4 protein-coding genes are annotated in these 6103 nt (G+C 34.8%); 1 reads left to right on the forward strand and 3 read right to left on the reverse strand.

Annotated elements, in window-relative coordinates; all coding sequences use genetic code 11:
- Nucleotides 1-93 precede the first annotated feature (93 nt).
- Nucleotides 94-1266 carry an ATP-grasp domain-containing protein gene (locus ACEN2H_RS14385; RefSeq protein ID WP_441733530.1) on the reverse strand — a complete coding sequence of 391 codons (1173 nt, stop codon included), beginning with the start codon at nucleotides 1264-1266 and terminating at the stop codon, nucleotides 94-96.
- Nucleotides 1267-1282: 16 nt separating this feature from the next.
- Entirely contained in the window at nucleotides 1283-2740 is a 1458-nt protein-coding gene (locus ACEN2H_RS14390) for a M28 family peptidase (protein ID WP_441733532.1), read from the reverse strand.
- 1032 nt (nucleotides 2741-3772) lie between these two features.
- Here ACEN2H_RS14390 and ACEN2H_RS14395 point away from each other — a divergent pair.
- Entirely contained in the window at nucleotides 3773-4618 is an 846-nt protein-coding gene (locus tag ACEN2H_RS14395) for a formate/nitrite transporter family protein (protein ID WP_441733534.1), read from the forward strand.
- 1093 nt (nucleotides 4619-5711) lie between these two features.
- On the opposite strand, the gene ACEN2H_RS14400 is transcribed toward ACEN2H_RS14395, so the two are convergent.
- Nucleotides 5712-6017, reverse strand: a complete 306-nt coding sequence (locus tag ACEN2H_RS14400; protein ID WP_441733535.1) for a TIGR04104 family putative zinc finger protein — start codon at nucleotides 6015-6017, stop codon at nucleotides 5712-5714.
- Nucleotides 6018-6103: the final 86 nt, after the last annotated feature.

The raw sequence follows: 6103 nt of genomic DNA on the forward strand, positions 1-6103 counted from the left end.
CGAATCAAGAAAAATAGTTCTATTACGAACAAGGAGGAGCTGATGACGCGAATTACTAGCTCAAGTTTAAAGCCGAAAGTAAAAGTGTTAAAATCACCCTTGTTTTGATACTATGTATTTTCTTAAATCAGAGGTCAGAATATCATTTAATTCCTTTTTATTAGTGGCAGCACTTTCAATAAAAGCAAATCCAAATACAGGATATTTATTGATATCTAATTCTCTAATTAATATCGGTTTTTCAAAATCTTTAGCAAGATCTGAATAGTTAAATCTTAAAATATCCGAAGGGATTATTCCCGAATTATTATCCAAAACAATGACACTAAATATTTCATTCTCTTTTCCTTTGAATATAGTATCCCAGTCTGGTTTTTTGTTTTCACAAAAGCATTGGTATTCATTAAATCCTAAAGTTACTCCCATAAGGTCAGCCGTAGTGCAAAATCCACCAAAGCGTAAAGGGTTTACCTCGATAGGGATTATTTTCCCGTTTTCATCTATTCGGACTTCAGCATGAGCCGGGAAATTTTTTAAATCTAACTCTTTACCAATTTTACTTAAAAAATATTCAAGATTAATTTTATACTTTTCAATGATTGCTTTTGATGTTGAATAAACCCGATCACTTGTATCTGTGCCAGAGGAGAAGAGGTGATGTAAAACGTTTAACAAAACAGCATCTCCATTATTGTCGTAATAATAATCGATTGCATATTCTTCTCCTCGAATAAATTCTTCGATAATAAAAGTACTAGTGTTTAATACATTTTCAGGAAAGATACTTTTAAGTTTATCAGCTTGCAACTCACTTTTAGCTTTGATCCAGTCTTTTTCATTTTCTACGATATGAACTCCTATGCTAAAGAAACCAACAGCAGGTTTAATTACAAAGGGGAAACGTATTTCATCGTCAGACAATCGTTGGATTTCTTCGAGACCTATTTGCTTGAAATAAAAGTCGGGAAATAACTCTTTTATAAGTTCTCTGAACTTTACTTTATTTTTTAAAACTTGTAATTGATTTGATAACTTACTTTCTCCGTAGTATTGATCGATCCAAGCTAGTGCGTTTTCTGAATTGCTATAAAGAGAAATCTCTCGATTGTTTTTTAGTAAAGCGATTGCTTCCTCTTCGGCTATCCATGCCAAAGAATCATCTTGAACCAATTCTTTGGCTACTTTGGTTGCAATTATTTTATAATTATTGTCTTTTATTGTTTTGATAAGAAAATCGGAAACAAATGGCTTGTCTATTAAGAACATACTAGTTAGTTATTTTTTATTTTTTTATTTCAGTAGTTAAAGCAGGACGGTTGGCACTTTCAGCAACTCTCCATCCGGTTTCATACATCCACTTTGTCATCTTAGTGAGTTTTACATAGTCAATTTTGTCTGGGCTATCAAAGGGTGTATGGTAGTCAGGGTGCAATAAGCTGGTGAAAAATATTGCTGGTACATTAGCTTCAGCATAAGGAAGATGATCGCTTCGGTAGTACCAATTCTCTGGGTGATCTGCAGCATCCCAGGAAGTATCTACTTTGAACTTGGCAATACTTTTATTCGCAGCTAAAGTGATAGCTACTAGCTCAGAAGAATTTAGATGAGGTTCTGTCGACCCCAAAAGCGCTGCAGAATCAGCTGTATTGCGCCCTATCATATCGCCATTTAAAACAGCAACTATGGAAGACAGTTCAACGGTGGGATGGCTAACAAAATAGCGAGAACCCAATAAGCCTCTTTCCTCAGATCCGTGCCAAACAAATAAAGCCGATCGCTTAGCAGGTTGTATATTCCAAGCATTCCCTATTGCAAGCATTGCTACCGTAACGGATGCATTATCATCAGCGCCGTTCCAGATAGGATCACCGTTAACAGCGGGTCCTACTCCGTCATGGTCCTGGTGACCGCTGAATAACACATATTCCTCTTTCAGTTTAGGATCAGTTCCATCAACCTTAGCAACAACATTAACAGAAGGATAGTCAAAATTCTCTACCTTCAAATTCGTTTTAAAATAAGCGCCTTGTTTAGAAAGTGTATTCTGTAACTGTTTACTTGCTAATATAATTGGTACCGTAGCTGCAGTAGAGGATTCGCCACCTTCGATTCCATAACTTCCTTCTTGGTAATGAAATCCCGTAAATGAAATAAGTGATTCTACAGTATCATCAGCAACAAAAATGATAGCAGTAACACCACGCTTGAGAAGTTCTTTTCCTTGTTGGCCCATTGCAGAAGCGGTATAGCGATATTGCCAGAGGCTCACCCAGCTTGGAATATTGGGAGTAGGAGGCATAATATTCAGAGCTACAATTTTGCCTTTCAGGTCGACAGTATTATCCGGCATTTTGTCCAACCAAACTACGGAGCCTTCTAGGTTAGTGTCAACCAAATTAGTTGGCCAAATCTCTTTCCAAAGATCAAGTGCTTTGCCATTTACACTAACGGTACTGCTATTGGCCACACGGCTGCGCTTGAGATTAAAGAACTGGAAATAGGTTCCATCTTCGCCTGCAGGTTTAAGGCCAGCTTCACGGGCCTTTTGAGCCACCCAAACAGAAGCTCGCATTTCGCCAAGTTCTCCTCCTCTTCTTCCTCGAAAAGCGTCACCCGCCAATTCATATAAGTCCTCTTTTAGATCTTGCTGCTTGATTTTATCTAATTGTGGTGCAGTGCTCTGCGCAAAAAGCGAAGTGGAAATAAATAATACCAAAAGAAGAATTTGTTTGGATTTCATAAGACTTATTTTTTTAAATTGAAAAGTTTAATATCGTAAAGCATCTATATTTATTGATGGCCTGTCTGCAATGGCTATTGAATAGCCAAGCCTTCCCAAATGTATAGATAATCTTTTTATTACAAAACATCAAAATGACTTTTTATTTGCTGGATGCTTTTGATACTTAACTGGCTGTGAGTTTTGCTACTGTTGCGCTCTAATAATTCCTGAATCTCCCGTAAATCAGTTTCGCTGACTAAGAAATGTGCGGTATGGTGATTCTATTTGGGACTCTATTTTGTATTCTAGTTTCTTAACCGTTTATGAGTAGCATTACTGTCGTTGTTCATACCCAAACTATGTCTGGTTAGTAATAAATTTATTAGGATTCCTTTGTTTGATTTGATGTTTCTATTACGCACAACGTCAGATCGTCTAAAAACCTCCAAGCCGGCTTGTTTTGTATTAATTATAAAGTAAACATAGAATATTCATCTTTAACCTAGATACGAACCACAGGAAAGGATTCGTACCTTTTTTTGTATTTAATAATAAACAGTAACTTTATCCAAAGAAATAAAGATTTGGTTGACTCATCAAACGATACTTCAAGTTTTGAATAAAGATCAGAAAACAGAACAGCTTATTTGAAAATAGCAAATTCTTTTTCTAATTGGGAAAAAGTTGAGCTAATCCGGCAAATTATTATTCGAGCCAATACCACACTAGCAAACCCAGCTTAATTACTTGCAAATAAAATAACGTATATTTGAATATTACGTCATCTGATAGAAACTGTGTCGGCTAGAAAGAGTTTTTATAGAGACTTGAAGGTTAGTGCGAGTAAGGAATAGTTGCAAAACAGCGAAGCAATCTGACCTATTATTGATCGACCCTGATTGTAGTAACTTTAAAAAGAATTTAAAGAAATATATACCGAAATTAGATATTCTTACTTAACTATGCTTTGCCAAACAATAGTACAACTAGAAAATTGCAATAAAGGCATTTCGATTTGCAACGAAAGTAATCAAAATCTAAAAAAGCTTTATGAAATCGAAAGATAAAGACCAAGAGAAGCATCAAGAGAAATTAGAGAAAACATCAGAAGAAATAGGTAGTGTCGATGAGAATCGAGATATTTTAAGTCGTGTTATGCACGAAGGTGAAGAGATATTCAAAATAAATAACAAGGCAATAACGCTCAGTGCTATAATTGCGGGACTTGAAATAGGGTTTAGTTATTTCTTAATCTGTAGTCTAAACTACTTATTATCAGGAACAATGGCTGAAAACACTATTTTTAAACTTTTTAGTTTGGTTTATCCTGTAGGATTCGTTCTTATCGTTTTAGGGAAGTCGGCACTTTTTACGGAGCAAACATCTGTTTTAGCCATTCCCGTTCTGAATGGACAACGCACGATCTGGGAGTTACTGCGAGTTTGGGGATTAGTTATTTTGGGCAACTTAATTGGGGGTATTTTATTTACTCTGTTTATAGGTCTACTTGCACCGCATTTAAACTTGTTCACACAGGAAACAATGGTAAAAATAGGCATTCATGTAGTTAATTATGATACTTGGGTTCTTTTTTTAAGTGCAATAGTTGCTGGCTGGCTAATGGGTTTATTAAACTGGTTAATTAACGGCGTCAAAAGCTCACTAACTCGTATTTTTCTCATTTTCATGATAACTGGTGTAATTGGTTTTGGAGGTTTTCACCATAGTATTGTTGGTAATATTGAGGTTTTTGGAGCTTTTTTACATTCAAATACGATTACATTTTTAGACTATCTAGCGTTTCTGTCAATAGCCATAGTGGGAAATGCCATTGGTGGCGCAGTAGTTGTGGGACTTTTTAAGTATAGAATTTTCGAATCTAATAATATAAAGTAAAACTACTATTCACTTTAATAAGTCCTACATCATAAGGTTTGTGATTAATAGCGAGTACAATAAAAAATGCAGATTAAAAAAGGGAATGGCTGTTTGAAACTATAAAAGAAATTTAAAATGAGTCCGAGCTGAATAGAGTTCGTAACTTATCCTTGCAAGACTATTTTCATTTTAAAAAATACTTCCAGCTACCAGAAAATCCCTTTGAGCGAACAGTCTGAAAACAAAGCTTAGTATTAAAAACGTCGAGGCTTAACGTCTTTACAGGAAAACGCTCCCCGTGTTGGGCGAAGTCTCCCGACTTCGTGCTAATTGCTATAAAGTGCTCTAACTGTAGCAATCTTTATTTTGTTATGTTTTTCGATTATTGGAGTGGCTACGAATTCAGGAGACTTCGTAGAGCTAAGAATTTTCGAATCTAATAATATAAAGTAAAACTACTATTCACTTTAATAAGTCCTACATCATAAGGTTTGTGATTAATAGCGAGTACAATAAAAAATGCAGATTAAAAAAGGGAATGGCTGTTTGAAACTATAAAAGAAATTTAAAATGAGTCCGAGCTGAATAGAGTTCGTAACTTATCTTTACAAGACTATTTTCATTTTAAAAAATACTTTCAACTACCAGAAAATCCCTTTGAGCGAACAGTCTGCAAACAAAGCTTAGTCTTAAAAACGTTGAGCCTTAACGTCTTTACAGGAAAACACTCCCGCGTTCGGCGAAGTCTCCCGACTTCGTGCTAATTGCTATAAAGTGCTCTAACTGTAGCAATCTTTATTTTGTTATGTTTTTCGATTATTGGAGTGGCTACGAAGTCAGGAGACTTCGTAGAGCTAAGGGTTGATAATTAAAGAGTAATTAATTCCCGTAGCTAAAACACCATTAATTTTTTAATAACTGTTATTCGGAAATTCAAAAGATTCATAATTATTTTCAATTGGATCCCAACAGTCGCCAGTTAAACCTCCACAACTTGAAACCCAATTCCACTTATCAATTAAGTCTGAATTATTAATTCGATTTCATTATCACAAGTACAAGAAATAATTTCTAAAGTCAGAATAAATAAGTAAATAAATTTTTCATAGTTTTATTTTTTATTCAGTTCAAATGAAAAAAGTGAAGCGCTCAAAACACTCACTGTGATTGCTAAGACTACCATGGAGAACAACCCTAAAGTTAATTTCGATAGGATTCCTAGTTCAAAATAATTCATGATTAAACTAGAAATAAGCGTTGCAAGCCCAACAATGATTCCACCAATTAATCTGTCCTTAAAGTTAAATTTGTATTGCGCTTGGCAATTTGTGCAAACAAAGTTTTTATATCCTTTCCAGAAGGATTTAAAAATTAACTTGAAAGAAAAAGTCGTGTCACATTTTTCACATTTTTGCATTTATATACATACTAGATTCAATTAGTTAATGCAACTCTCAGGAAAAGGGATAGGATAATTTTTTCAAAAGAAAGGACATTAAAGTC

Origin of the sequence: Flavobacterium sp. W22_SRS_FP1, from assembly GCF_052113685.1 — a bacterium.
In the GTDB taxonomy this organism is placed as follows: Bacteria; Bacteroidota; Bacteroidia; order Flavobacteriales; family Flavobacteriaceae; genus Flavobacterium.

Excerpts from the sequence above, each read along its gene's own strand:
- ACEN2H_RS14385 (WP_441733530.1), bottom strand. The coding sequence starts at position 1,266 with ATGTTCTTAATAGACAAGCCATTTGTTTCCGATTTTCTTATCAAAACA.
- ACEN2H_RS14390 (WP_441733532.1), bottom strand. The coding sequence starts at position 2,740 with ATGAAATCCAAACAAATTCTTCTTTTGGTATTATTTATTTCCACTTCG.
- ACEN2H_RS14395 (WP_441733534.1), top strand. The coding sequence starts at position 3,773 with ATGAAATCGAAAGATAAAGACCAAGAGAAGCATCAAGAGAAATTAGAG.
- ACEN2H_RS14400 (WP_441733535.1), bottom strand. The coding sequence starts at position 6,017 with ATGCAAAAATGTGAAAAATGTGACACGACTTTTTCTTTCAAGTTAATT.